The organism is Bradyrhizobium macuxiense (genome assembly GCF_001542415.1).
GTDB classification, from domain to species: Bacteria; Pseudomonadota; Alphaproteobacteria; order Rhizobiales; family Xanthobacteraceae; genus Bradyrhizobium; species Bradyrhizobium macuxiense.
This window is the reverse complement of the sequence record NZ_LNCU01000073.1, coordinates 1-26,310: the sequence shown is the minus strand read 5'-3', so window position 1 is coordinate 26,310 and position 26,310 is coordinate 1. Positions and strand designations below refer to the sequence as shown.

The following is a 26,310-nucleotide window of genomic DNA, read 5'->3' as shown; positions in this document are numbered from 1 at the left end:
CGGTCCTGCGCCGCCTCACAGCGTGGCTCGTGCTCGCGGCGGCCGTCGTGCTCGGTGCGGCGGCCGCGCAGGCCCATCCCCATGTCTGGATCACGGCCAAGAGCGAGCTGATCTACGCTCCCGACGGCACTATCACCGGGGTCCGTCACGCCTGGACCTTCGACGATATGTTCTCGACCTACGCGCTGCAGGGGCTCGAGACCAAGACCAAGGGCGTCTACACCCGCGAGGAGCTGGCGCCGCTGGCGCAGACCAATGTCGAGTCGCTGAAGGAGTACGCCTATTTCACCTTCGCCAAGGCCGACGGCAAGAAGCAGAAGTTCACCGAGCCGGTCGACTATTTCCTCGAATACAGGGACACGGCGCTGACCTTGCACTTCACGCTGCCGGTGAAGACACCGTTCAAGGCCAGGCAGCTCTCGCTCGAAGTGTTCGATCCCACCTACTTCATCGACTTCCAATATGCCGACAAGGACCCGGTGAAGCTGGTCGGCGCAGCGGCCGAATGCAAGATGCAGTTCGAACGGCCGAATGACGGCTCCGCCGCCGCGCAGAAGCTCGGCGAGCAGAATTTCCTGGATGGCGGCGCCGGCAATTTCGGCATGATGTTCGCCAACAAGATCCTGGTGGATTGCCCATGACGCTCGTGTTGTCCCGCGTGATGCGCGGCCTCGCCGTGTCCGCCGCCGTGCTGGGCGCGGTGATCCTGCTCGACGGCGTGCTCCACACGCTGCTGGCGCAAAATCCGTTCGGCGCGCCGCGTGCGGCCGAGCCGCAGGGCGGCCTGGTCGGCTGGCTGTTGGCGAAACAGTCGGAGTTCTATCGCGAGATGTCCACGACGATCCGTGCCGCCAAATCCGACGGCTCGGCGGTCTGGACGCTGCTTGCGATCTCCTTTGCCTACGGGATCTTTCACGCCGCGGGCCCCGGCCACGGCAAGGCGGTGATTTCGTCCTATCTGGTCGCCAATCGCGAGACCGCGCGCCGCGGCATCGTGCTGTCGTTCGCCTCGGCGCTGATGCAGTCGCTGGTCGCGGTCGTCATCGTCGGGGTCTTTGCCTGGCTGCTCAATGCGACGGCGAAGACCATGTGCGGGGCGGAGAAGGCGATCGAGATTGCGAGCTACGCGCTGATCGCTGCGTTCGGCGCCCGGCTGCTCTGGGTCAAGGGCCGCGGTTTGATCCGGGCGCTGCAGATGCCGCGCCCGGCGCTGGCGATGGCAGGCGCCCATCAGCATGGTCACGACCACCACGACCATGGACATGACCACCATCATCACGATGCTCACGAACATCATGACCACGATCATCATCATGATCACGGTCATGATCCGAACCACGTCCATGACGAGCACTGCGGCCATTCGCACGGGCCGACGCCGGCCGAGCTCGCCGGCCCCGGCGGCTGGCGGCGCGGCCTGAGCGCGATCTTCGCGGTCGGGATCCGGCCGTGCTCGGGCGCGATCCTGGTGCTGGTGTTCGCGCTGGCGCAGGGCCTGTTCTGGGCCGGCATCGCCGCGACCTTCGTGATGGGCATCGGCACTGCGATCACGGTGGCGGCAATCGCCATCGTCGCGGTATCGGCGCGCGGCGTGGCCGAGAAGCTCAGCGCCGCCCGCGACGGCGGCGGCATGCTGATCATGCGCGGCGTGGAATTCGTCGCCGCCGCGCTGGTGCTGCTGTTCGGGCTCGGTCTGCTGTTCGGTTATGTCGCGGCTGAGCGGGTGACGTGTCTTTAAAGTCACCTCGCCCCGCTTGCGGGGAGAGGTCGAAATTCAAGCACAGCTTGAATTTCGGGTGAGGGGGTACACGTATCTCCACTGCCACAACTCTTGGAAGCAGCCCCTCACCCCAACCCTCTCCCCGTAAGAACGGGGGGAGGGAGAAGAAGCAGGCTCAGCGCGTCAGATAGCCCCGGATCGCCGGCAGGAAGAAGATCGCGATGTTGATCGCGAAACCGATGCTCCAGAGGATCGAGCGCAACGTCGGGCGGTTGCCGATATAGGTGAAGACGTAGGCAACGCGCACGATCAGGAACAGCACCGCCAGCTCATCGATCAGCCGCAAATGGCCGAGGCGGAACTCGGCGAGCAGCACGGCGACGGCGAAGAACGGGAAGGCCTCGATACCGTTCTGGTGGGCGCCGAGCGCCCGCGACCGGATCGGATCATCGTAGAAGTCGGGATCGCGCGGCCGGGAATTGTCGAAGCGGCGGAAGCCGATCCATTTCACGGATGCGATCGTCAGGAGCGAGAGCATCAGCGTTCCGAAGACGCACCATTCGGCGACCGTCATGGTTTTTCCCCATCTTTGGACCGGAACGTAGCCAAGGCGCACTCGGCTTGACAAGGTTGGAGCAACGCGCGAAGCCCAAGACCTGAAGCACAGGGCCATCATGAGCACGGTCATTCCATTCGGAAACGCGAAGCGGGCCGCGGAAGCGACGCCCGAGCGCGTCGGCGTGCTGCTGGTCAATCTCGGCACGCCCGATACTGCCGATGCCGCGGGCGTGCGGGTCTATCTCAGGGAATTCCTGTCCGATCCGCGGGTGATCGAGGATCAGGGCTTGCGCTGGAAGCTGATCCTCAACGGCATCATCCTGCGTGTGCGTCCGCGCAGCAAGGCGCGCGACTACCTGAAGATCTGGAACGTCGAGAAGAACGAGTCGCCGCTGAAGACGATCACGCGCTCGCAGGCCGAGAAGCTCGCGGCTGCCATCGCCGATCACGACCATGTCGTGGTCGATTGGGCGATGCGCTACGGCAACCCGTCGATCCAGTCGTGCATCGAGGCGCTGGCCGCCCGCGGCTGCAGCCGTCTCCTGGTCGTGCCGCTCTACCCGCAATATTCAGCCGCGACCTCGGCAACCGTCTGCGACGAGGTGTTTCGCGTGCTGGCCGGCATGCGCGCGCAGCCGATCCTGCGGGTGACGCCGCCTTACTACGATCATCCCGATTATATCGAGGCGTTGGCGCAGTCGATCGATGCGCATCTGGCAAGCCTGCCGTTCCAGCCCGAGATCATCCTCGCGTCCTTCCACGGCATGCCGAAGGAATATGTCGAGAAGGGCGATCCCTACCAGGCGCAGTGCATCGCAACGACGGACGCCCTGCGCAAGCGGCTCGGGCTCGATGCCTCCAAACTGATCCTGACGTTTCAGTCGCGCTTCGGTAACGCCGAGTGGCTGCAGCCCTACACGGACAAGACGGTCGAGAAGCTGGCGAAGGACGGCGTGCGGCGAATTGCCGTGGTCACGCCGGGCTTCTCCGCCGACTGCCTGGAGACGCTGGAGGAGATCGCGCAGGAGAATGCCGAGATCTTCCGGCACAATGGCGGCGAGCAGTTCGCCGCAATCCCTTGCCTCAACGACAGTGACGGCGGCATGACAGTGATCCGCCGGCTGGTGCTGCGCGAGCTGCAAGGCTGGATTTGAAGGGCCGGGTTTGAACGGCTCGATCTGATTGTAAACGATCGATGACGCTGGACTCGCGGCGTCCGTTCGGCCTTCATACATCTGGCAGCCCGCCAGACCGCTTCCTACGTAATGGTCAAAGAACAGCCGGCTGAACCGGCGTAGCGGTCCTGCCGACCAATGCACGACCGCGTCCGGCGATGGTCTGGCCGGCTCTGGAGGACTTTATGACTGGTTTCGACATTTTCGCGATCGCGATTGTTCTTCTCGTCATCGTTACGCTGTTCGCCGGGATCAAGACCGTCCCGCAGGGGTATGACTGGACCATCGAGCGGTTCGGCAAATACACCCGCACGCTGTCGCCCGGCCTCAATCTGATCGTGCCCTATTTCGATCGCATCGGGCGCAAGATCAACATGATGGAGCAGGTGATCGACATTCCCGAGCAGGAGGTGATCACCAAGGACAACGCCACCGTCACGGCGGACGGCGTCGCGTTCTTCCAGGTGTTCGATGCCGCCAAGGCGAGCTACGAGGTGGCCAACCTGACGCAGGCGATCACCGTGCTGACCATGACCAACATCCGCTCGGTGATGGGCTCGATGGATCTCGACCAGGTGCTGTCGCATCGCGACGAGATCAACGAGCGGCTGCTCCGCGTCGTCGACGCCGCGGTCGCGCCCTGGGGTGTCAAGGTCAACCGGATCGAGATCAAGGACATCGTGCCGCCGGCCGATCTGGTCGAGGCGATGGGCCGGCAGATGAAGGCCGAGCGCGTCAAGCGCGCCGACATCCTGCAGGCGGAAGGCCAGCGGCAGTCCGAGATCCTGCGCGCCGAGGGCGCCAAGCAGGGCCAGATCCTGCAGGCCGAGGGCCGCCGCGAAGCCGCCTTCCGCGACGCCGAGGCGCGCGAGCGTCTCGCCGAGGCCGAAGCCAAGGCGACGCAGATGGTGTCGGAGTCGATCGCCAAGGGCGACGTCGCCGCGCTGAACTATTTCATCGCCGACAAGTACATCAAGGCGTTCGGCCTGCTCGCGGAATCGCCGAACCAGAAGGTGGTGATGCTGCCGATCGAGACCTCGAGCGTACTGGGCTCGCTCGCGGGCATCGGCGAGATCGCGCGCGCCACGTTCGGCGAGAGCGCTGCGTCAGCAACGGCAGCCGCGCGGCGCGGCTCGGTGCCGCCGGCCGGTCCGGCAGCGCCGCCTGCAGTGCCGTCGCAGAGGTGAGAGCGTGATGGCGTCACGCCCGCAATCATAGAGGTCGTGTCATGGCCGAGATGTTTTCGACATTGGGCACCTGGAACTGGTTGATCTTCGGCGTCATCCTGATGGCGCTGGAGCTGGTGGCGCCCGGTGTTTTCCTGTTCTGGATCGGGCTTGCGGCGCTGCTGGTCGGCCTGCTGTCGTTTCTGATCAATCCGTCCTGGCAGACGCAGCTCCTGATGTTCGCGGTGTTCGCGGCGGCGGCCGTGCCGGCCTGGCGGCATTTCGCCAGGAGCGGGCAGGCCAGCAAGAGCAACCCGTTCCTCAACCGCCGCAACGAAGCGTTGATCGGTCGCGAATTCACGCTGGAGAAGCCGATCATCGACGGCGCCGGCACGGTGCGGATCGATGACACGATCTGGCGCATCGCCGGTCCCGACACCCCGGCCGGCAGCCGGGTGAAGATCATCCGCGCCGACGGCGCCAGCCTGACGGTCGCGGCGGCGTAGCTTCACGAAACTAGGTCCTTGCTTCACCTCTCACCGTAAGAACGGGGAGAGGGAGAGGACTAACGACCGTGCTTGCTCCAGCGTTCGGCGAAGCGATTGAGCGACGTGAAGGTCTCGAACAGCTCCCTGCCCAATTCGGTGAGACAGTAGCCATCGGCAGTCAGCTCGACGAAACCGGCGTCGCGCAGCTCGGTCAGCCGTGTCTGCAGGATCGTCGGCGACGCCTCGTCGCAGGCGGTGCGTAGCGCGCGCGAGGTCAGTGCGACCTCGCGCAGTTCCCAGATGATCCGCAACGTCCAGCGGTGGCCCAGCAGGTCGAGCAGTGCCATGATCGGGCGCCCGGTCCGTGAGCCGCGGACGCTGCGTTTGGCGGTCGGAGCCTGCTTCGGCATGGGCACGAATCCCTCTTGCGCGCCGCTACAGATATTGTAGCGTTCTGCTACATTAATTGTAGCAAAGACCTCGGGCCATGTCACGCATCGCGCCACTCGATCCGCCTTACGCAGCCGACGTTCAACAGCATTTCGACCGCATCATGCGCGGCAAGCCGCCGCTGGTGCTGTTTCGCATCATGGCGGGACATCCGCGCGCCTGGGAAAAGTTTCGCGGCGGCAGCCTGCTCGACCGCGGACCGCTGCCCTTGCGGGAGCGGGAGATCGTGATCGATCGCACCTGCGCGCTGAACGCCTGCGAGTATGAATGGGGCGTGCATGTCACCGCCTTCGGCGCGGCCGCGGAGCTCTCGGAGGAGCAGGTCCGCATGGTCCCGCAGACGCGAGCTGCTGGTCGCCGGCTGAACAAGCGATGATCGCTGCAGTCGACGCGCTGCATGCGCGCGCAACCTTGAGCGATGCCGAGTTCGCCGCGCTGAGAGTGCATTACGACGACGACCAGATCCTGGAGATTATCCTGCTGTGCGGCTTCTACCGCACGGTCTCCTATCTCACCAACGCGCTTGCCATGCCTGTGGAGGCGACCGCGGCGCGGTTTCCGGGGTTGTAGGGTATGTTAGTCGTACTGCGTCATAGACGTAGTATCCCCTCATCCTGAGGAGCTTGCGAAGCAAGCGTCTCGAAGGATGTAGGCCACAGATGGGGCTTCATGGTTCGAGACGCGCGTTCCGCGCTCCTCACCATGACGGTTGACGCAGTAAGGCTAACCCATCCCACGGATGCCTATGCCACGCCCGCCCGCAGCAGATCGTGCAGATGGAGGATGCCGACCGGCTTCTTCGCATCGGTCACGATCAGCGTGGTGATCTTCGAGGTGTTGAGCAGCTCCAGCGCCTCGCCGGCCAGCGTGTCGCGGCCGACCGTCTTGGGAGACTTCGTCATCACCTCGTCGACCGACAAAGTGAGCAGGTCCGGGCGGTACTTCCGCCGCAGGTCGCCGTCGGTGATGATCCCGACGATGTGGCCGCTGTGATCGACGATGCCGACGCAGCCAAAGCCCTTCGAGGTGATCTCGACCAGCGCGTCCGACATCTTGGTGCCGAGCGGCTTCAACGGCACGGCGTCGCCGCCATGCATGAGGTCGCGGGTATATTTCAGCATCGCGCCGAGCTTGCCGCCCGGATGCAGCACGCTGAAATCGGTCGAGGTGAAGCCGCGGCCCTCAAGCAGCGCGATCGCGAGCGCATCGCCGAGCGCCAGCATCATCAGCGAGGACGTCGTCGGCGCCAGATTGTGCGGGCAGGCCTCGCGCGCCTTCGGCAGCGTCAGCTGCACATCGGCCGCCTTGCTCAGCGTCGAGTCCTTGTCCGCCGTCATCGCGATCAGCGGGATGCCGAAGCGCGCCGCATAGGCGATCAGGTTGCGCATCTCCGCCTGCTCGCCGGACCAGGACAGCGCCAGGATCACGTCGTCAGCGGTGATCATGCCGAGGTCGCCGTGGCTGGCTTCGGCCGAGTGCACGAAGAACGCCGGCGTGCCGGTCGAGGCGAAGGTCGCGGCGATCTTGCGGCCGATATGACCGGACTTGCCGAGCCCGGTGACGATCACGCGCCCCTTCAGCTTGCGGATCAGCTCGGCCGCCGCAGTGAAGGTCTCGCCGAGGTCGGATTTGAGTGCCGCGGAGATCGCGGCGATGCCGCTCGCTTCGGCATCGAGAGTGCGGAGTGCCGATTGAACAGCGCCGTCGTCGGGGCCGGATGATTTGGTCATCAGCGGTTTCGGTTTGGCCATCTTGGATTCCAGGGGGAGGGGCTTCGCGCCCCGGGCGTCCTCCCTTAGCACGGTCCATTCTGGGAGGCGACGCGCGGTGTGCGGCCCTCAACGGCTCATTAACCATAATTGTTTTTACTGCATTAACGACGTTTTCCGGCGGTCGCCGGAATGTGTCCTGCAAGTGCATGAATTTGTTGGAGTATTTTCTATCGTGGTGCGGAGGCCAGCGAGGGGCTGGGCTGGGCGTGGGCGTCTCGTTCGCGTCGCCTTGCCGTGCCTTGTTCTGACCGCGACCACGGGGCTCGCCAACGCCCAAACCGTCACGCCCGATCTGTTCAGCCCGACGCGCCAGAGCCAGTTCATCGATCCGAACTCGCCGCTGCGCCCGATCGCGGCCGATGCGAGCGATCAGCTCAATGGTTCAGGCTTGCCCGATCTCAACCGCAATCGGCGCGCGCCATCGCGGACCGCTACCGCCCAGGCCGGCACCGGCCAGCTCGGTACGGGCCAAGCCCCGATCTACGGCCTGCCGGCTGCCAACGGCGCCTCGACCTCGGGTTACGACTCGCTCAATCGCAAGCGCCAGCGGCCGAGATATTATCCGGGCCAGGCCAGGCCGAAGCCGCCGCCGGGCCCAGGCACGCCGCCGCCTCCTGCGCCGCCGGTCGACGCAGCCGGGCAGTTGCGGCTGTCGATCCCGCCATCGGCGACGGCCAACAAAGCGCCGATCCCGCCGGCGATGGCCGGCACCATTCAAGGACAACCGCCGCGCCGGCGGCTGAAGCTCGACGACGACCCGTTCGGCGCGGTCGGCGACTACGTCGGCTCGTTCATGGTCAAGACCGCGGTCGAGGTGATGGCCGGCTACGACACCAACCCCGGCCGGCTGTATCAGCCGCAGGGCCGGGCGTTCTACATGGTCTCGCCTGAATTCCTCGCGGTGTCGGACTGGGAGCGCCATGCCGTGGTTGCCGATCTGCGCGGCTCCTTCACCGGCTACGGCAGCGAGCTGACGCCGAATGCCGACGGCACGCCGCTGTCGGCGCCGCTCGACATCGACCGTCCCAATTTCGTCGGCCACATCGACGGCCGCTTCGACGTCTCCCGAAACACGCACCTCACCGCGCAGGCGCGCTTCCTGGTCTCGACCGACAATCCCGGCAGCCCGAACGTGCAGGCCGGCCTCGCCAGATATCCGCTGTACAGCACGATCGGCGGCACCTTCGGCTTCGACCAGAATTTCAACCGCCTGAATGTCGCCGCCGGCGCCACCATCGATCGCACCGACTACCAGTGGTCCAAGCTGACCGACGGCACGACATCGTCGAACGATGATCGCAACTTCACCCAATATGGCGGCGTCAGCCGGGTCAGCTATGAGCTGACGCCCGCAGTCAAGCCGTTTATCGAGGTCGAAGGCGACAGCCGCGTCCACGATCTCTATCTCGACCGCGCCGGTTATGCGCGCGACTCGAACGGCGGCTACGCCAAGGCCGGCACGTCGTTCGAATTCACGCGGCTTCTGTTCGGCGAGGTCTCGATCGGCTACGCGATGCGCGACTATGCCGACACGCGGCTCGGCCGGCTGGAGGGCCTGCTCACCACAGCCTCATTGACCTGGACCGCGACGCCGCTGACGACGGCTAAATTCTATTCCGACACCCAGCTCGGCGAGACCACGCTGCCCGGCACGTCGGGCGTGATATCACGCACCTATACCGTCGAGGTCGACCACGACTTCCGCCGCTGGCTGACCGCGATCGGCAAGTTCACCTACGGCACGCTCGAGTACAAGGGCGACAACCGCACCGACGCGATCTACTCGGTCTCGACCGACATCATCTACAAGATGACCCGCAGCCTCTGGATCAAGGGCACGATCCGCCGCGACTGGCTCGACTCGAACCAGCCGCTGCAGAGCTCGGCCTCGACCGTAGTGATGCTGGGCGTGCGGGTGCAGAACTAGAAAGGGCTCTCCAATTTCTTAATGCATTTGTTCTTTCGAGAATCTAATGATGAAGGTCCACAACCTTAACGATAGTAGTTGCTGAAATTATAATGCTCAAGGGTTTTTAGCCTCCATGCCCAAGCTGTCCGACAAGCACCGCTTACTCTTTACCAAGAGTACCATGGATGCCATTGGCAAGATGGGTTACGGCATCCATCTATCGTCTCAATCGGGTCTGACGCTTGATCAGCTAGTCGAGAATGCTTGCAAGGATAGGTTCCACTTGGCGCAGGGATTCTTAAAAACAGCGCGCCGCGTCCTAATAGGGCCAAATCCGAATTGTCGAATTGGTTTAGCGCGCGCCTACTACGCGATGTATCACGCGGCGCGGTCAGTTGTGTTCTTCGTGCACAGGGGGGATGATCACGAGTCTCACCAAGATGTGCCAAAGAACCTTCCCAAGGACTTCGTTGATCGGGCGCATTGGGAGAATGAAATCAAGACAGCTAGGCTTGAGAGGAATCGTGCCGACTATGATCCCTAGGCCTCCAAACGGGCCATGATGCGGCAATCATCAATCTAGACATCACTCTCGAGCAGCCTGCAAAGGCTAAGGCGTTCCTTTCAAACATATTGGAGAGCTATGCGCGAGAAGTCAGTGTCTCAAGCGCTTCGAGCGCTATTTCGAAATCAGCTCTCGATCGTTTGGTGCTGGCGTCCGGCGGGGTGCCCCGAGACTTCATGGTGCTTGGGTCATTGGCCATTCAGGTTGCGCGTGAGCGCAGCAACGCGAAAGCTGCGCGTGTTCAAGACGTCAATGAAGCTGCTGGTCGAAATGCACAGCCAAAGCTGCAGGAGCTTGAGGACGACGCGGCTTCCTCAATCGGAAGTGCTAACGCTAGAAAGGATGCTCTCACAAGTATCAGGGCGTTCCTTCTCGACCAACGTCAAACGACCTACTTTCGGGTAGACTTCCGGGACAAGGAGGTTCACCAGCGCGAGTATGATCTTTTGCAAAGCTTGATGGACTTGCGCCTAATCCATTTAATCAATTCGAGCGTTTCAGACGAGCGCTTGGCCGGGCACAGGTCTGAGGTCTACATGCTAGATCTTAGTCAGTTCGCAAGTAGCCGCTTTAAGCGCAACATTCGAGTTCTGGATTTTGTAAACAATCATCTTGTCTTGAAGAGCACGGGTGCTGGCTCTGATGTGCGACCGGGTGACACGCCAAATAAGTTGCTCGGAATTTTGCGTCGGGGGCCAGCTTTTGAGCTTTCCAATTTCACGCCGTTCGTGACATAGGGCAGGGAGTGTTGCGGTGGAAGCGCCCAGTGGCAAACTCTCTACCAGTCTCTGGACAGTACGAGAACTTGTTCCTGTCTGACGCAATGCAGGCGGACCTACCGTCGCGCCCGCCGTGGCGCCGAATCTGCTAGCTACCCCCGTTCGATCGGGGACAACGGAGTTTGGGGCTAGCGGGAGTCCCGCGTAACCGCCGCGGCGTTACCGCGGCAGGTCCGTCTTCCCCATCAGGAAGGTGTCGATCGAGCGTGCGCAGAGGCGGCCTTCGCGGATCGCCCACACCACTAGCGACTGGCCGCGGCGCATGTCGCCGGCGGAGAACACCTTGGCCTGCGAGGTCTTGTAGTCCTGCAAATTGGCGCGGACGTTGCCGCGCTGGTCGAGATCGACGCCGAGCGTCTTGAGCAGGCCCTCGTGCACCGGATGCACGAAGCCCATCGCCAGCAGCACGAGCTCGGCTTGAAGCGTGAACTCGGTGCCGGGCAGCGGCTTGAACTTGTCGTCGACCTTGACGCAATGCAGCTTGGTCACCTTGCCGTCGGCGCCCTCGAACTTGGTCGTCAGCACCGCGAATTCGCGCACCGCGCCTTCGGCCTGACTCGACGAGGTGCGCATCTTCAACGGCCAGTTCGGCCAGGTCACGCCCTTGTTCTCGTGCTCGGGCGGGGCCGCCATGATCTCGAGCTGGGTCACCGACTTGGCGCCCTGCCGGAACGAGGTGCCGATGCAGTCCGAACCGGTGTCGCCGCCACCGATCACGACGACATGCTTGCCCTCGGCGAGGATATCGGGGGCACCGTTCAGCGGCTCGCCGGAGACGCGGCGGTTCTGCTGCGGCAGGAAGTCCATCGCGAAGTGGATGCCGGCGAGATCGCGGCCGGGGATCGGCAGGTCGCGCGGAGCTTCCGCGCCGCCGGTCAGCGCGACGGCGTCATACTGCTTGGCCAGTTCCTGCGGATCGATCGCGCCGGGAGCTGAGCCGCCGACCGGCTTGCCGTAGTGGAAGGTCACGCCCTCGGCTTCCATCTGCGCCACGCGGCGGTCGATGACGTTCTTTTCCATCTTGAAGTCGGGAATGCCGTAGCGGAGCAGACCGCCGGCCTTGGCGAACTTCTCGTAGACATGCACCTCGTGGCCGGCACGCGCGAGCTGCTGCGCGCAGGCCATGCCGGCAGGGCCGGAGCCGATCACGGCGACCTTCTTGCCGGTCTTCTCGGCCGCGATCTCCGGCTTCAGCCAGCCATTGTCCCAGGCGCGGTCGACGATCGCGCATTCGATGGTCTTGATGGTGACCGGATTGTCGTCGATGTTGAGCGTGCAGGACGCCTCGCATGGCGCCGGACATATGCGTCCGGTGAACTCCGGAAAATTGTTGGTCGAGTGCAGGTTGCGCGAGGCCTCTTCCCAGTTGTCCTGATAGACGAGGTCGTTGAAGTCAGGGATCTGGTTGTTGACCGGACAGCCCGGCGTGCCCGGCGCGGCGGAGCCGGTGCCGTGGCAATAGGGGATGCCGCAATTCATGCAGCGCGCGGCCTGGTCGCGCGTGTCTTTTTCGCTGAGCGGAATGACGAACTCGTTGAAGTTCTTCAGCCGGTCGGCAACCGGCTCATACTTGCGCTCGTTGCGGTCGATCTCGAGAAAACCTGTGATCTTTCCCATTAAACCTGATGCCCCTGCATCTCAGTTGTTCCGTCATTCCGGGATGCGCCGCGAGGCGCAGGCCCGGAATCTCAAGGTTTGGTTTGCGAGATTCCGGGTTCGCGTTGCGCGCGCCCCGGAATGACGCTCGGTGATACTACGCTCCGATCGCGATCTTCGGCTCGGCGTCGGCGTTCGCTTTCATTTCCTTCAGCGCGCGGCGGTACTCCACCGGCATCACCTTGCGGAATTTCGGCAGCCACGCCTTCCAGTTCGCGAGGATCTCGGCCGCCTTCTGCGAGCCGGTCAGCTTGGCGTGACGCGTGATCAGGACGTGCAGCCGCTCGACGTCTGAGTCGAGCAGGTTCTGGAACACGTCGACCCGGCCGTGCGCCTCAAGATCGCCGGAGTGATGGTAGGTGCCGGCGTTGATCATCTCCTCCGACAGCACCGGCTCGAGCTCGACCATCGCGAGGTTGCAGAGCTTGGCGAAGTCGCCGGCCTCATCGAGCACATAGGCGATGCCGCCGGACATGCCGGCCGCGAAGTTGCGCCCGGTCTTGCCGAGCACCACCACGATGCCGCCGGTCATGTATTCGCAGCAATGGTCGCCGGAGCCTTCGACGACCGCGACCGCGCCGGAGTTGCGCACCGCGAAGCGCTCGCCGGCGATGCCGCGGAAGTAGCACTCGCCCGCGATCGCGCCGTACATCACGGTGTTGCCGACGATGATCGACTCTTCCGGCACGATGCCGGAGATCTTCGGCGGCTTGATGATGATGCGGCCGCCGGAGAGGCCCTTGCCGACATAGTCGTTGCCTTCACCCTCGAGCTCGAAGGTGACGCCCCTGGCGAGCCATGCGCCGAACGCCTGTCCTGCGGTGCCCTTCAGGTCGACATGGATGGTGTCGAGCGGAAGCCCCTCATGGCCGTAGATATTGGCCACCGCGCCCGACAGCATCGCGCCGGCGGAACGGTCGGTGTTGTTGATCTCCTCTTCGATCTTCACCGGAGCGCCGCGATCGAGCGCGGCCTGCGCCTTCTCGATCAGACGGCGGTCGAGCACGGCTTCCAGATGGTGGTTCTGGCTCTCTGAGTGGTAGATCGTCTGGCCCTTCTCTTCCTGTTGCCGCACGAACAGCTTGGAGAAGTCGAGGCCCTTGGCCTTCCAGTGCGAGACCAGCGCGGTCTGGTCCAGCATCTGGACCTGGCCGATCATGTCGTCGAACTTCTTGTAGCCGAGCTGCGCCATGATCTCGCGCACTTCCTCGGCGACGAAGAAGAAGTAGTTGATGACGTGCTCGGGCTGGCCGGTGAAGCGCTTGCGCAGCACCGGATCCTGGGTCGCAACGCCGACCGGGCAGGTGTTGAGATGGCACTTGCGCATCATGATGCAGCCCGCCGCGATCAGCGGCGCGGTGGCGAAGCCGAACTCGTCGGCGCCGAGCAGCGCGCCGATCACGACGTCACGGCCGGTACGGAAGCCGCCGTCGACCTGGACCGCGATGCGGCTGCGCAGTCGCTGGCGCACCAGCGTCTGGTGGGTTTCGGCAAGCCCGATCTCCCACGGCGAACCGGCATGCTTGATCGAGGTGAGCGGGGAGGCACCCGTGCCGCCCTCGAAGCCCGCGATGGTCACATGGTCGGCGCGCGCCTTGGCGACGCCGGCGGCAACCGTGCCGACGCCGACCTCGGAGACGAGTTTCACGGAGACCTGGCCGTCCGGATTGACGTTCTTGAGGTCGTAGATCAGCTGGGCAAGGTCTTCGATCGAGTAGATGTCGTGATGCGGCGGCGGCGAGATCAGGCCGACGCCCGGCGTCGAATGCCGCACGCGTGCGATCGTCGCGTCGACCTTGTGGCCGGGCAACTGGCCGCCTTCGCCGGGCTTGGCACCCTGCGCCATCTTGATCTGCATCATGTCGGAGTTGACGAGGTATTCCGTCGTCACGCCGAACCTGCCAGAGGCGACCTGCTTGATCGCCGAGCGCATCGAATCGCCGTTCGGCAGCGGCTTGAAGCGGTCGGATTCCTCGCCGCCTTCACCGGTGTTCGACTTGCCGCCGATCCGGTTCATGGCGATCGCGAGCGTGGTGTGCGCCTCGCGCGAGATCGAGCCGAACGACATCGCACCGGTGGAGAAGCGCTTGACGATCTCCTTGGCGGGTTCGACATCCTCGAGCTTGACCGGCTTGCGCTTGTCGTCCTCGGCGGTCTTGATCCGGAACAGGCCGCGCAGCGTCAGCAGCCGCTCGGACTGTTCGTTGAGGATCTTGGCAAAGGCCCGATAGCGCTCCAGCGAGTTGCCGCGGACGGCGTGCTGTAGCGTCGAGACCGATTCCGCGGTCCAGGCATGGTCCTCGCCGCGGGTGCGGAAGGCATATTCGCCGCCGACGTCGAGCGCGCTCTTGTAGACCTGCGCGTCACCGAACGCGTCGGTATGGCGGCGCACGGTCTCCTCGGCGATCTCGGCGAGGCCGACGCCCTCGATGCGGGTGTGGGTGCCGGCGAAATACTTGGCAACGAAGTCCGCCTTCAGGCCGACCGCGTCGAAGATCTGCGCGCCGCAATAGGACTGGTAGGTCGAGATGCCCATCTTGGACATCACCTTGAGCAGGCCCTTGCCGATCGACTTGATGTAGCGCTTGACGATCTCGTAGTCGTCAAGCGCGCCGGGCAGCTTGTCCTTCATCGCGAGGATGGTTTCAAACGCGAGATAGGGATTGATTGCTTCCGCGCCGTAGCCGGCCAGACAGGCGAAGTGATGCACCTCGCGCGGCTCGCCGGATTCGACCACGAGGCCGACCGAGGTGCGCAGACCGGTGCGGATCAGATGATGATGCACGGCGGCGCAAGCGAGCAGCGACGGGATCGGGATCCGGTCGGTCCCGGTCATGCGGTCGGACAGGATGATGATGTTGATGCCCTCGCGCACCGCGCCCTCGGCGCGCGCGCAGAGCTCGTCGAGCACCTGCTCCATGCCCGCCGCGCCGAAACCGGCGTGGAAGGTGGTGTCGAGCGTGCGCGACTTGAAATGCGTCTCGGCAACGTCGGAGATCGAGCGGATCTTCTCGAGATCCGCATCGGTCAGGATCGGCTGCCGCACTTCGAGGCGCTTGGTCGAGGCCAGCCCCTGCAGATCGAACAGGTTCGGCCGCGGCCCGATGATCGAGACGAGGCTCATCACGAGCTCCTCGCGGATCGGGTCGATCGGCGGGTTGGTGACCTGCGCGAAGTTTTGCTTGAAATAGGTGAAGAGCTGCTTCGGCCGGTCGGACAGCGCCGAGATCGGCGTGTCGTTGCCCATCGAGCCCGCAGCTTCCTCGCCGATGGCCGCCATCGGCGTCATCAGGATGGTGATGTCTTCCTGGCTGTAGCCGAACGCCTGCTGCCGGTCCAAGAGCGGCAGGTTGGAGCGCACGCCCTTGGTCGGCGCATCCCGCAGCTCCTCCAGCTGCATCTGGGTGCGATGCAGCCAATCGCTGTAGGGATGGCTCTTGGCGAGGTCGGCCTTGATCTCGTCGTCCGGAATCAGGCGGCCCTGCTCGAGGTCGACGAGCAGCATCTTGCCGGGCTGGAGCCGCCACTTGGTGACGATCTGTTCCTCCGGAATCTTAAGCACGCCCATTTCGGACGCCATCACGATGCGGTCGTCCTTGGTGACGAGATAGCGCGCTGGACGCAGGCCGTTGCGGTCGAGCGTGGCGCCGATCTTGCGGCCGTCGGTGAAGGCGATCGCGGCCGGGCCGTCCCACGGCTCCATCAGGGCTGCGTGATATTCGTAGAAGGCGCGGCGCTGCTCATCCATCAGCGGATTGCCGGCCCACGCTTCCGGAATCATCATCATCACCGCGTGCGGCAGGGAGTAACCGCCCTGCACGAGGAATTCGAGCGCGTTGTCGAAGCAGGCGGTGTCGCTCTGGCCTTCATAGGAGATCGGCCACAGACGGCTGATGTCCTTGCCGTAGAGCTCCGAATGCACGGAGGCCTGCCGCGCCGCCATCCAGTTGACGTTGCCGCGCAGCGTGTTGATCTCGCCGTTATGGGCGATCATCCGGTAGGGATGCGCCAGCGACCAGGTCGGGAAGGTGTTGGTCGAGAAGCGCTGATGCACCAGCGCGAGCGCGCTCTCGAAATCCGCCTCATGCAGGTCGGGATAGTACCTGCCGAGCTGGTCGGCGAGGAACATGCCCTTGTAGATCACGGTGCGGCACGACATCGAGCAGACGTAGTAGCCGGACATGCCGCGATCGCGGCGCTGGTAGATCGCCTGCGAGATCGACTTGCGCAGGATGTAGAGCCGCCGCTCGAAGTCGTCCTCGGTCTTCGCTGCGCCGTTGCGGCCGATGAAGACCTGCATGTGATAGGGCTCGGTCGGCTTCACGGTGACGCCGAGCGAGGAATTGTCACTGGGCACGTCGCGCCAGCCGAGCAGCTTGAAGCCCTCGTTCTTGATCTCGTCGGCGATGATGCTCTTGATCACGTTCCGCCACGCGGAGTCGCGCGGCATGAACAGCGCGCCGATCGCGTACTCGCCCGGGTTCGGCAGCTTGAAGCCGAGCTCGGCGGTCTTGCGCGCGAAGAAGGCGTGCGGGATCTGCACCAGGATGCCGGCGCCGTCACCGGCGCGGGGGTCGGCGCCGACGGCGCCGCGATGCTCGAGGTTGCACAGGATGCTCAGCGCGTCGGAGACGATCTGGTGCGACTTCTGGCCCTTGATGTTGGCGATGAAGCCGACGCCGCAGGAGTCCTTCTCCAGGCTCGGGTCGTACAGGCCTTCGGCTTCCGGACGCCAGGTGTGGAGCTCACGCGCGGGCTCGGCGGGTTTCGAGTCCGCGGTCGCCGACAGCGTTTCTGTCACGATGATTTCGCGCTCGAATTCCGACCCGCTCATGTGTTTTCTCCCTTCCGTAAGGGGCCTCACTGTCATTGGCGCACCTTGGGCGTTGCGGCACCCATCGGGCCACCGCTCGTCCGCCGCGAGCCGCAATTTCTTTAATTCAGGCGAGGGCGTTCAACGTCCCTGAGGAACGGCCCTGCCTGCAGCATTCTCGGAGCCCGGGGCACCGAGGTTTCGTTGCAATCCCTATGCCGGGATGGCCCCGAAATTGAGACAGCTTTGCTGTCCTAACTCCGACCTTGCCAAATTTTTCTCTATCACACAAGCGCGTGAAAGTCCCCGCCCGCATGCTCGAAACGGACGTCTCGACGCGCGCCGATCGCCCCCGATTTGAAGCAAACGCGCCCCGAAGTGGCCCAAGGACCGACCAAGGACCGCCGGAATTCATCATGAAATTTCGCGCCGGGCAACCGACAAGAGAGCAAGAACGCTCCACGGCGCGGGCAGACAGGAGTGACGGCGATGAAGGCGATGAAGTTGTACACAGGTTGGGTCGCGGCCGCCGGTTTGGCGCTCGGCGCCGCCTCGGCGCAGGCGCAGTTGCTGACACCCGCTCAGTTCGGCCGTCCGGCTTACGTCAAGGTGTCCGACCTGGACGGGCCTTATGCGGCCATGCCCCCGGACGTTCCGCCCCCGCCGCGCTATGGCCGGGTGCCGAGCCTGCTGCCGCCGATGGAGGTCTACACGGTGCTCCGCGAGAACGGGTACCTGCCGCTCGGCGCCCCGCAGCAACGCGGCTTCGTCTACACCATCTCGGTGATCGACCGGGACGGCGAGGACGGGCGGCTGGTGATCGACGCCCGCAATGGCCGGATCGTCAATTTCATGCCGGCCTACCGGATGGGCGACAATTACGAGAACGAAATGAGCGCGACCTACGGGCCGGTCGGCCCGATGCCGCGGCCGATCCGGGCCCGCGNTGCCGCGGCCGCCGGCCCCGATCCCTCATGTTGCGACCCGCTCCGTGCCGGCGCCGAAGCGGAGCCCGCTCGCGGCCAAGTCCGCGCCGGCTCCAGCTCCGGCCCAGGCGGCGCTGCCGGCACCCGCTCCTTCGCCGGCGCCCGCGCCCTCGGAGGCGGCCGCCCCGGCACCGGCCCCGGCGCAGCAGACCGCGGCTGTGGCGTCGAAGCCGCCAGAGGCCCCGGCCGCACCCGAGGCTGCTCCTGCGCGGGCCGAGGCGCCGACCATCGGCCAGGCGGCTCCGCCGGCTGCGCCAGCGCCTGCGATCCTGCCGACCCAGGAGATGCCGAAGGTGCAAGGGTTCGAGTAGATCCAACAGCGTCATTCCGGGTCCGCGCTTCACGCGCCCCGGAATGACGTTTCAATACGCAAAAAAGCGCCCCGGTTTCCCGGGGCGCTTTCGCGTGCGGCCAATATCTGCCGACGCGGGACTTGCTTAGGCAGCGACCTTGGCAGCCGAGCCGTCGACGACCTGCGGGGCCTTCTCGCCGCCGCCGATCGGAATGCTGCGGGGCTTCTTGGCCTCGGGGATCTCGCGGACGAGATCGACGTGGAGCAGGCCGTTCTCGAGCGAGGCGTTCTTCACCTGCACGAAATCGGCAAGCTGGAAGACGCGCTCGAAGGCGCGCGAGGCGATGCCGCGATAGAGCACCTCGGAGCTGTTGCCGGAGTTCTCGTTGGCGGTTTTCTCGCCCTTGATCGTCAGCGTGTTTTCCTTCGCGACGATCGAAAGCTCGGTCTGCGAGAAGCCGGAGACCGCGACGCTGATCCGGTAAGCGTTCTCGCCGGTGCGCTCGATGTTGTAGGGGGGATAGCCGGGGCTGCCGTCCGAAGTCACCTGGTCGAGCAGGTTGAAGAGGCGGTCGAAGCCGACGGTGGAACGGTAGAACGGGGTGAGATCATAGCTACGCATAGGGTAGTCCTCCAATGAGCGACTGTTTCAGTTACCCGCCCGCCATCGGGCCGGGCTTTACGTGTGTGCAGCCTGATGTTCCGGGTCCGAAACACTGGTAGCGGCCTGCACTGAGGTGATATGGGAGGGGTTACGCCACGTTCAAGAGCCCGAAGCCGCGTCGCTTTTTGGCGCCCGTGTCCTTGATCTCCACCCCGTTTCACATTGCCGGTTCGCTGCATGACGCTCGTCTCGATTCCCGCCAATCCGGTCCCGGACGATGTTGTCAGCGGCACGATCAAGACTCCCGACGGAGCCGAGTTGCGCTTCGCGCGCTGGGCGCCGCCGCCCGGCCGCAAGGGCACCGTTTGCGTCTTCGCCGGGCGCGGCGAGACCATCGAAAAGTATTTCGAGACCGTGCGCGATCTGCGTGACCGCGGCTTTGCGGTGGCGATGATCGACTGGCGCGGGCAGGGCCACTCGTCGCGGCGGCTGCGCGATCCGCGCAAGGGTTATGTGCGCAACTTCGCCGACTACGAGGTCGACGTCGAGACCTTCGTGCAGCAGGTGGTGCTGCCGGATTGCCCGCCGCCCTATTTCGCGCTGGCGCATTCGATGGGCGGCGCGGTGATGCTGCGGCTGGCGCATGCCGGCAAGCGCTGGTTCGACCGCATGGTGCTGTCGGCCCCGATGATCGACCTGCCGCGCGGCCGCGTGTCCTTCTTCCCCAGCGCGCTGCTGCGGATCATGCGATTGACCGGGCAGGGCGGCAACTACGTTCCCGGTGGCAGCGACAAGCTCGTCGGGACCGGCGATTTCATCGGCAATCCCGTGACCAGCGATCCGGTGCGCTACGCCCGCAATGCCGCGATCCTGGACGAAGACCCGACGCTCGGCATCGCGGCGCCGACGGTCGCCTGGGCCGACACGGCGTTCGCCGCGATGCGCACCTTCCGCGGCCTGACCTATCCGAGTGAAATCCGCCAGCCGATCCTGATGCTCGCGGCGAGCAATGACGAGGTGGTGTCGACACCGGCGATCGAGGAGTTCGCCTATCATTTGCGTGCGGGCGCGCACCTCGTGATCGCCGGCTCCAAGCACGAGATCCTGCAGGAGCAGGACCGCTACCGTTCGCAGTTCTGGGCGGCGTTCGACGCCTTCGTGCCGGGCACGCCGCTGTTCAAGTAAGGCGTCGCGTTCCGGCGCGAAGCGGGTGGCTCAGCGATTGAGCAGCGCAACGATGCGATCGGGAAAGCGCCGCTCGACGAACAGCGTCCTGACCTCGGCGACGCTGAGATAGCGATCCTTGCCATCGCCCTTGCCCATGATGTCGAGCAGCACCGGCCACTCGCCGAGCATCAGGAGCGGGTAGTAACAGCGCAGGATCGCGTAGGTCCAGGAATGCTCATCCTTGGCACGCTGGAAATTGGCGGTCATGAAGGTCTTGATGTCTGACGCCGACAGCCCGCGCTCGACGCTTCCGTCGGGGCTCTTGTAGTCCCTGCCGAAGGTCGCGAGACGCGCGATCTCGTCCTCATGCACCACGGCATGCTGGTCGAGGATGCGCGAGCCGGCGCCGTGCTTGTCGAGCGGACCATTGCGCAACTCGTCGAGGATGGCGCCCTTGGTCAGGCTGCGCAGCAGGCTGAACGGACCGATGCCGTTTGCCATCTGCGCCACCATGAAGATCTGGGCGCCGGCGATCAGCGCAGGAAGGCCGGTCTTGCCGGTCGCGCGATCGATGGTCCTGGTCAGCTCCGGCAACGGCACGATATGGCCGCCGACATAGTCGCCGGCGACCAGCGCACGCAGGAACGGGCAGGGATTATCGGATGAAACCTGTGGGGCGGGCGTCTTGTGTGCAGCGGGATCGGGCATGAAATCGCATCCTGAAAAATGTTCAGTCTAAAAAGCACCCGTCGCCAAGTGATGAATTGGCTCAGGAGTCCACGGCGAATTTTGACGCAGATGCAACCAGAGCGATTTTGCCGAAGGGGACGCCGGCTTTCAAGAGCCCATCGCGATAGTGGGCGATGTCGGCCGGGTTCTTCCAGTGGAAATTGCGCAAGTGCCGTTCGACCGTGAGGTTCGGATAAATGCTGAGCAGTGCCTCGGCCGCCTGTTTCGCTTCGTCCGCGCGCCCGAGCTGCGCCAGCGCCGCGGCGCGCACCGCGAGGCCCTGCAGATGGTTCGGGTTGAGATAGAGCGTTTCGCGCGACCACGACAACGACGCGTCATATTGTCCGAGCAGGTAATGGCTGAACGCATTCAGCGCACCCCACTGATAGCGCGGATCGCTGTTGTCGCGCTGGACCGCCATCGAGAACAGCTCGACCGCCCTGCGATGATCGCCGATCACCATGTGGCAGATGCCGAGCACGCCGCGCGCGCCCATGTCGTAGGGATTGAGCTCGATCGCCCGCTTGATCGCGTCCATCGCGGCTTCGTAGTGCCCCTGCATCGCGTGCAGATAGGCGAGCAGCGAGAAGGCAAACGACGAGCGCGGGTCGAGCCGGACGCTGCTTTCGGCGAGGCTCACCGACGACGCCCACAATTCGCGCGTGCTCGGAATCCAGCCGAACTGCGAGCCCTGGATCTGAATGGTGGCGAGATAGGCGCGCGCGATCGACAGCGCCGGATCGAGCTCGATCGCTTCCTTGAACAGGGCGATCGCGATCTCGAAATCAGCCTTGGTCTGTTGATAGTAGTGCGACAGGCCCTTCAGGAAGCGATCCCACGCCGTCAACTCGGAGTCCGGCGCGCGTGCCGGCGCGGAGGCCTCGGCGCGATAGATCTCCTGGGCGACCGCCGCGGAGAGGTTCGCGGTGATCTCGTCCTGCATCGCGAACAGGTCGCCCATGTCGCGGTCGTAGCGTCCGGTCCACAGCTGCTCGCCCTTTTCCGGCGCGATCAATTCGGCGGTGACGCGGATCTTGTTGCCGGCGCGCCGGACCGAGCCCTGGATCAGATAGGTCGCGTCGATCTCGCGCGCGATCAGGCGGGTGCTGACATTTTTGCCCTTGTAGGCGAAGGTCGAGTTGCGGCTCAGCACGCGATAGAAGGATTGCAGCGACAGCGCATGGATCAGATCCTCGGTCAGGCCGTCGGAGAAATATTCGTCGGCGCCGCCGCTGAGATTGTCGAACGGCAGCACGCCGACGATCGCGGTCCGGTACTGTCCCGGCAAATGGGGGCCCTCCTGCGGGGCTTTCTCCTGGATGTCAGATCCGGCGGGCGACCAGGTCCAGACGGTGATCGGCTCGGCGATGTTCTTGAAGCGGTGCGGGCCGGCGTCGATCAGGGTGACGGCAAGCCGCCGCCCGGCCTCGGTGCGGGCCTTATCGGACACCGCGATTCCGCCGGGGGCTGCGACCGTCTCGAGCCGGACGGCGATGTTGACGTCGTCGCCGAACACCTCGTCCTCGTCGGCCATGACGTCGCCCATGTGGACGCCCATCCGGAAGTGCATGGCGCGATCGGCCGGCAGGTGCTCGTTGCGCTCGGCCATCAGGGTCTGCATCGCGACGGCGGCCTCGATGGCGCCGATGATGCTCGGAAATTCCAGCAGGAAGCCGTCGCCGGTATTTTTGACGATCCGGCCGCCATGGTTGAGGATAATCGGATAGATCGCGCTGCGGTGGGCCTTGAACGAGGCATGCGTCCCCGCTTCGTCGACGCCCATCATGCGGGAGTAGCCGGCGATGTCAGCGCAAAGAATGGCAGCTAGCCGTCTTTCCATGTCTCCTGTGCCCTGGATGGCCACTCAGCCGACGTGACCGAATCCAATACTTACAAGACATGCCGGGCCTGGCGGAAGTTCGGTTTGCAGGCAGCTATAATGCATTGTAGCAGAATTGGCATGCTACGAACGGACCTTATGGTCCATTTCTCTACCGAATTCGTGTGTCGTAGGGATGGCGTTATCCTGACCGAGCGCCCTTTCCAGTTTCTTACTCACATAGGTTAATCTCGCTGACATGCTTGGGATTCACGAACTCTGGCTTTTCGTCCTCTCGGGCCTGCTGCTCAACATCACCCCGGGGCCGGATACCGCCTACATTATCGGCCGCAGCATCCAGCTCGGGTGGCGCGGCGGCGCGGCGGCCGCGATCGGTATCAGCTGCGGCTGCCTGGTGCACGTGCTGGGTGCGGCGATCGGGCTATCCGCGCTGCTGATGGCGTCGTCGACCGCGTTCCTGGCCGTCAAGCTGGTCGGCGCGGCCTATCTGGTGCTGACCGGCCTGCAGATGCTGCTGTCACGCGCCAAGCCGATCGCGGAGATCGCGGCGCAGAGCGGTGAAACCTCGGTCTCCCGCGTATTCTGGCAGGGGGCGCTGACCAACGTCCTCAACCCCAAGGTGGCGCTGTTCTTCCTGGCCTTCCTGCCGCAGTTTGTCGCGGTGGATTCGTCGCACAAGGCGCTGGCCTTCCTGGTGCTCGGGCTGATCTTCATCGTCAACGGCACGCTGTGGTGCCTCGGTGTCGCAGCCTTTGCGGCGCGGGCCGCCGGCCGCATCCGGCAATCCACCGGCATCATCACCTGGATCAACCGCTCGCTCGGCGGCCTCTTTATCTATCTCGGCTTCCGCGTCGCGATGCTGGAAGCGCGTTAGCCGTGGATTTTGAGTAGGGCGCTGCCGGCGAGGTAGATGCCGAGCAGGATCATCGAGATCAGGAACCAGCGGCGAAATACGTCCGGCTCCATCCGTGTGCGGACGGCCTGGCCGATGAACATGCCGACGAAGGACGCGACCATTGCCACCGCGCCCGGCAGTGCGGTGGCGGCGGTCAGCAGGCCCGAGGCGGTGAGGTTGAAGGCCATCGCGACGGTCGCGGTGGTGAAGAAGACGCCAAGCGCCTGCACCAGCTCGTCTCGCTCCATCCCGATCGCCTGCATGAAGGGCATCGAGGGGATGACCTGGACGCCGGTTGCGGCCGAAATCATCCCGGTCACGACGCCGACGATGCCGCCGATCCACTTCTCGTTGCGCCGCGCGACCTTGAAGCTGAACTTGCTCAGACCGACGATCGCGTAGATCACCAGCAACAGGCCGAGGACGACGGTGCCGTACACCGCATAAGGTCCCGTCAAGAGCCCGGCATTGAGCCAGATGCCGACCACGGTGCCGAGCATCAGCGGCCACAGCCGCTTGACGATGTCACGCAGATAGGGACCGACGAACGTCTGCCAGATATTGGTGACGATCGCCGGCACGATCACGATCGCGATCGCCTGGCCCGGCGGCATCGTCACCGCGAGCAAGCCCATCGAGACCGTCGGCAGGCCGAGTCCAAGCGTGCCCTTGACGAAGCCGGCCAGCAGGAAGGCGAAGGTGATGAAAATCAGGAGATGGTCGATCATGTCGGCACATTGACCGATGGGCACGATCGGCACAATTTGGAGGTTACGGAGTTAGCCTTCGGGCAGACCGAAGGACAGGGGCTGGAAACGTCATGCGGTTCGACCTGATCGACTTGCAATTGTTCATCGCGGTGGCCGATGCGCGCAGCATCACGCAGGGCGCGACCCGCGCCAACCTTGCGCTAGCCTCGGCAAGCGAACGAATCAAGGGACTCGAGGAAGCGTTGGGCGTCGCGCTGCTCAAGCGCGGCCGCCGCGGTGTCGAACTGACGGCGGCGGGCGAGAGCCTGCTCGACCATGCGCGCGTCGTGATCCACAATGTCGAAGCCTTGCAGGGCGATCTCGCCGCCTATGCCAGCGGCATCCGCGCCAGCGTGCTGCTGCTCGCCAACACGTCGGGCCTGTCGGAGCATCTGCCGCGGGCGCTGGCGACCTTCCTGCGCGAACATCCCGACATCAATGTCGACGTCGAGGAACGCGAGAGCACGGATATTGCGACCGCGATCGCGAGCGGCGCCGCCGATCTCGGCTTCGCCGCCGAGCACGCGCTCCCCGACAGCATCGAACGTTTCCTGTTCAGCGAGGACCGGCTGATGCTGGTGGCCGCGCGGCGCAGCGAACTCGGCAACCGCCGCCAGATCGATTTTCAGGAAGTGGTCGATCGCGACTTCGTCGGTTTGACAGCGACGACTGCGCTGCAGCTTCATGTGTCGAAGCATGCGGCAAAGCTCGGTGCGCGGCTGCGCTTCCGCGCCCGCTTGCGCGACTTCGACGCCATCTGCCAGATGGTTGCGGCCGATGTCGGCGTTGCCGTGGTTCCTGAAACCGCGGCGCGACGCTGCGCGGCGGCGATGCCGATCGTCACGATCCGGATCCGCGACGCCTGGGCCAACCGGCGGCTGACGATCTGCGCGCGCAGCTTCAGGGCGCTCCCGCGGCCGGCCAAGCAGCTCGTGGAATATCTGCGGGCGGAAGTGCAGCACTGACGGAGAGAGGCAATCGCCATGCTCAAGGTTTGGGGACGGCGCAGCTCGTTCAACGTGCAGAAGGTAATGTGGCTGATCGGGGAGCTCGATCTGGCGCATGAGCACATCGATGCCGGCGGCGCTTTCGGCGGGCTCGATGCACCGGAGTTCCTGGCGATGAACCCGCACGGCCGCGTGCCTGTGATCAGGGATGACGACGCGACCGTCTGGGAATCCCACGCCATCCTGCGCTACCTCGCCGCGCGTCGTGGCGCGGAGCGCTTCTGGTCCCAGCGCGACCGGCCCGCGATCCGCGCGGCGCTGGCGCGCTGCGAGCGGCACTTTGCCAAGCTCGAGCGTCTCGTTGAGATGAGGCCGTTCCTGCTCGGCGACACGCTGTCGCTGGCCGACATCACGGCCGGAACATCGCTCTACCGCTATTTCGAGCTGGAAATTGTACGGCCAGATCTACCCGCGGTCGAACGCTGGTATCACAGGCTGCAGCAGCGTCCGGCGTTTCGAACCCACATCATGATTCCGTTCGGGGAGCTGCGCGGCCGGCTCGACTACTAGCTACTTTCCGGCGCAAAATTCGTGAGCCCGAGTGTTGGGGCAGAATCGGCGCAGTTGTGATTTTCTGCAAGCCTGGACGGATTTGAGTTTGACGCCCGTGCGCGCCCCTGATTCATTGATTGGGATGATTCGTGAACGCACGCTTCAAAAGCGCAAGAAACTGGTTGGAACGCTGCCGATCACCGGCGAGCTTTTGCGTGGGACGCTGTTGGAGCGAGTCGTGCGTCACAAGAGCGGCTGTCCGAAATGCGCGCGCGGCGAGGGCCATCAGGTGTACGTGCTGACGGTCAGTTATGGGCGCGGACAGACGCAACAGATCAGCGTACGGCGGGAGCGGGTGGCCGAGGTTCGTCGTTGGCTGGACAACTACCAGAAACTGAAGGAGACGATCGAGCAGATTTGCGAGCTCAATCACGATTTGCTGCGTCCCGACCCCGCCGTGCCCCACCCCGGGAGGAAGCGGCGTGATTGAGATGCGGC

22 protein-coding genes and 1 pseudogene are annotated in these 26,310 nt (G+C 64.6%); 14 read left to right on the top strand and 9 right to left on the bottom strand.

Annotated elements, in window-relative coordinates; translation table 11 throughout:
- Positions 1-5 precede the first annotated feature (5 nt).
- Together AS156_RS21425 and AS156_RS21420 are read left to right on the top strand one after the other, a co-directional pair.
- On the top strand, positions 6-641 hold the full coding sequence (locus AS156_RS21425; RefSeq protein ID WP_066508598.1) for a DUF1007 family protein: 636 nt from the start codon (positions 6-8) through the stop codon (positions 639-641).
- A complete protein-coding gene (locus tag AS156_RS21420; RefSeq protein WP_201456085.1) occupies positions 638-1,738 on the top strand; it encodes a nickel/cobalt transporter in 1,101 nt (366 codons plus the stop codon). The genes AS156_RS21425 and AS156_RS21420 overlap by 4 nt, the downstream gene beginning before the upstream one ends.
- Before the next feature lie 157 nt (positions 1,739-1,895).
- On the opposite strand, the gene AS156_RS21415 is transcribed toward AS156_RS21420, so the two are convergent.
- Positions 1,896-2,294, bottom strand: coding sequence for an MAPEG family protein (locus tag AS156_RS21415; RefSeq protein WP_066508405.1), 399 nt, complete (start codon positions 2,292-2,294; stop codon positions 1,896-1,898).
- Positions 2,295-2,394: 100 nt separating this feature from the next.
- Here AS156_RS21415 and hemH point away from each other — a divergent pair, with 100 nt between their 5' ends.
- From hemH to AS156_RS21400, 3 genes are all read left to right on the top strand, one after another.
- Positions 2,395-3,432 (top strand): ferrochelatase, encoded by a 1,038-nt coding sequence (gene hemH, locus AS156_RS21410; RefSeq protein ID WP_066508403.1) that lies wholly within the window; start codon positions 2,395-2,397, stop codon positions 3,430-3,432.
- 206 nt (positions 3,433-3,638) lie between these two features.
- Positions 3,639-4,640, top strand: coding sequence for an SPFH domain-containing protein (locus tag AS156_RS21405; RefSeq protein WP_066508597.1), 1,002 nt, complete (start codon positions 3,639-3,641; stop codon positions 4,638-4,640).
- Between the two features lie 41 nt (positions 4,641-4,681).
- On the top strand, positions 4,682-5,125 hold the full coding sequence (locus AS156_RS21400; protein ID WP_066508401.1) for an NfeD family protein: 444 nt from the start codon (positions 4,682-4,684) through the stop codon (positions 5,123-5,125).
- A gap of 59 nt (positions 5,126-5,184) precedes the next feature.
- Here AS156_RS21400 and AS156_RS21395 read toward each other — a convergent pair whose 3' ends face one another.
- The gene (locus AS156_RS21395; protein WP_066508400.1) at positions 5,185-5,517 is read right to left on the bottom strand and encodes a winged helix-turn-helix transcriptional regulator; all 333 of its coding nucleotides are present in this window, start codon (positions 5,515-5,517) and stop codon (positions 5,185-5,187) included.
- Positions 5,518-5,594: 77 nt separating this feature from the next.
- On the opposite strand from AS156_RS21395, the pseudogene AS156_RS21390 reads away from it, so the two are divergent.
- Positions 5,595-6,127 (top strand): annotated as a pseudogene (locus AS156_RS21390) (carboxymuconolactone decarboxylase family protein).
- 173 nt (positions 6,128-6,300) lie between these two features.
- On the opposite strand, the gene AS156_RS21385 reads toward AS156_RS21390, so the two are convergent.
- Positions 6,301-7,308, bottom strand: coding sequence for a KpsF/GutQ family sugar-phosphate isomerase (locus tag AS156_RS21385; RefSeq protein WP_066508398.1), 1,008 nt, complete (start codon positions 7,306-7,308; stop codon positions 6,301-6,303).
- Between the two features lie 250 nt (positions 7,309-7,558).
- Here AS156_RS21385 and AS156_RS21380 point away from each other — a divergent pair, with 250 nt between their 5' ends.
- From AS156_RS21380 to AS156_RS21370, 3 genes are all read left to right on the top strand, one after another.
- Positions 7,559-9,256: an outer membrane beta-barrel protein gene (locus tag AS156_RS21380; protein WP_136626360.1), complete on the top strand. Its 1,698-nt coding sequence runs from the start codon at positions 7,559-7,561 to the stop codon at positions 9,254-9,256.
- Positions 9,257-9,371: 115 nt separating this feature from the next.
- Positions 9,372-9,782, top strand: a complete 411-nt coding sequence (locus AS156_RS21375) for a hypothetical protein (protein WP_066508393.1) — start codon at positions 9,372-9,374, stop codon at positions 9,780-9,782.
- Positions 9,783-9,946: 164 nt separating this feature from the next.
- Positions 9,947-10,540: a hypothetical protein gene (locus AS156_RS21370; protein WP_136626359.1), complete on the top strand. Its 594-nt coding sequence runs from the start codon at positions 9,947-9,949 to the stop codon at positions 10,538-10,540.
- 201 nt (positions 10,541-10,741) lie between these two features.
- Here the strand turns inward: AS156_RS21370 and AS156_RS21365 are convergent, their stop codons facing one another.
- From AS156_RS21365 to AS156_RS21350, 3 genes are all read right to left on the bottom strand, one after another.
- Positions 10,742-12,199, bottom strand: a complete 1,458-nt coding sequence (locus AS156_RS21365; RefSeq protein ID WP_066508390.1) for a glutamate synthase subunit beta — start codon at positions 12,197-12,199, stop codon at positions 10,742-10,744.
- A gap of 136 nt (positions 12,200-12,335) precedes the next feature.
- A complete protein-coding gene (gltB, locus tag AS156_RS21360; protein WP_066508388.1) occupies positions 12,336-17,072 on the bottom strand; it encodes a glutamate synthase large subunit in 4,737 nt (1,578 codons plus the stop codon).
- A gap of 1,402 nt (positions 17,073-18,474) precedes the next feature.
- Positions 18,475-18,951, bottom strand: a complete 477-nt coding sequence (locus AS156_RS21350) for an Hsp20 family protein (protein WP_066508379.1) — start codon at positions 18,949-18,951, stop codon at positions 18,475-18,477.
- Positions 18,952-19,170: 219 nt separating this feature from the next.
- On the opposite strand from AS156_RS21350, the gene AS156_RS21345 reads away from it, so the two are divergent.
- Positions 19,171-20,118, top strand: a complete 948-nt coding sequence (locus AS156_RS21345) for an alpha/beta fold hydrolase (protein WP_066508377.1) — start codon at positions 19,171-19,173, stop codon at positions 20,116-20,118.
- Positions 20,119-20,148: 30 nt separating this feature from the next.
- Here AS156_RS21345 and AS156_RS21340 read toward each other — a convergent pair whose 3' ends face one another.
- Positions 20,149-20,808, bottom strand: a complete 660-nt coding sequence (locus AS156_RS21340) for a hypothetical protein (RefSeq protein WP_066508375.1) — start codon at positions 20,806-20,808, stop codon at positions 20,149-20,151.
- Between the two features lie 61 nt (positions 20,809-20,869).
- Positions 20,870-22,669 (bottom strand): adenylate/guanylate cyclase domain-containing protein, encoded by a 1,800-nt coding sequence (locus AS156_RS21335; protein ID WP_066508374.1) that lies wholly within the window; start codon positions 22,667-22,669, stop codon positions 20,870-20,872.
- 238 nt (positions 22,670-22,907) lie between these two features.
- On the opposite strand from AS156_RS21335, the gene AS156_RS21330 reads away from it, so the two are divergent.
- A complete protein-coding gene (locus AS156_RS21330) occupies positions 22,908-23,543 on the top strand; it encodes a LysE family translocator (protein ID WP_066508373.1) in 636 nt (211 codons plus the stop codon).
- Here the strand turns inward: AS156_RS21330 and AS156_RS21325 are convergent.
- On the bottom strand, positions 23,540-24,292 hold the full coding sequence (locus AS156_RS21325; protein ID WP_066508371.1) for a sulfite exporter TauE/SafE family protein: 753 nt from the start codon (positions 24,290-24,292) through the stop codon (positions 23,540-23,542). The genes AS156_RS21330 and AS156_RS21325 overlap by 4 nt on opposite strands.
- 92 nt (positions 24,293-24,384) lie before the next feature.
- On the opposite strand from AS156_RS21325, the gene AS156_RS21320 reads away from it, so the two are divergent.
- Genes AS156_RS21320 through AS156_RS21310 form a run of 3 tightly spaced genes read left to right on the top strand, consistent with a single transcriptional unit; the run spans position 24,385 to position 26,302 of the window.
- Positions 24,385-25,278 carry a LysR family transcriptional regulator gene (locus AS156_RS21320; RefSeq protein ID WP_066508369.1) on the top strand — a complete coding sequence of 298 codons (894 nt, stop codon included), beginning with the start codon at positions 24,385-24,387 and terminating at the stop codon, positions 25,276-25,278.
- Positions 25,279-25,296: 18 nt separating this feature from the next.
- Positions 25,297-25,830 (top strand): glutathione S-transferase N-terminal domain-containing protein, encoded by a 534-nt coding sequence (locus AS156_RS21315; protein ID WP_066508367.1) that lies wholly within the window; start codon positions 25,297-25,299, stop codon positions 25,828-25,830.
- Between the two features lie 31 nt (positions 25,831-25,861).
- On the top strand, positions 25,862-26,302 hold the full coding sequence (locus AS156_RS21310; RefSeq protein WP_136625947.1) for a DUF6788 family protein: 441 nt from the start codon (positions 25,862-25,864) through the stop codon (positions 26,300-26,302).
- Positions 26,303-26,310 lie beyond the last annotated feature (8 nt).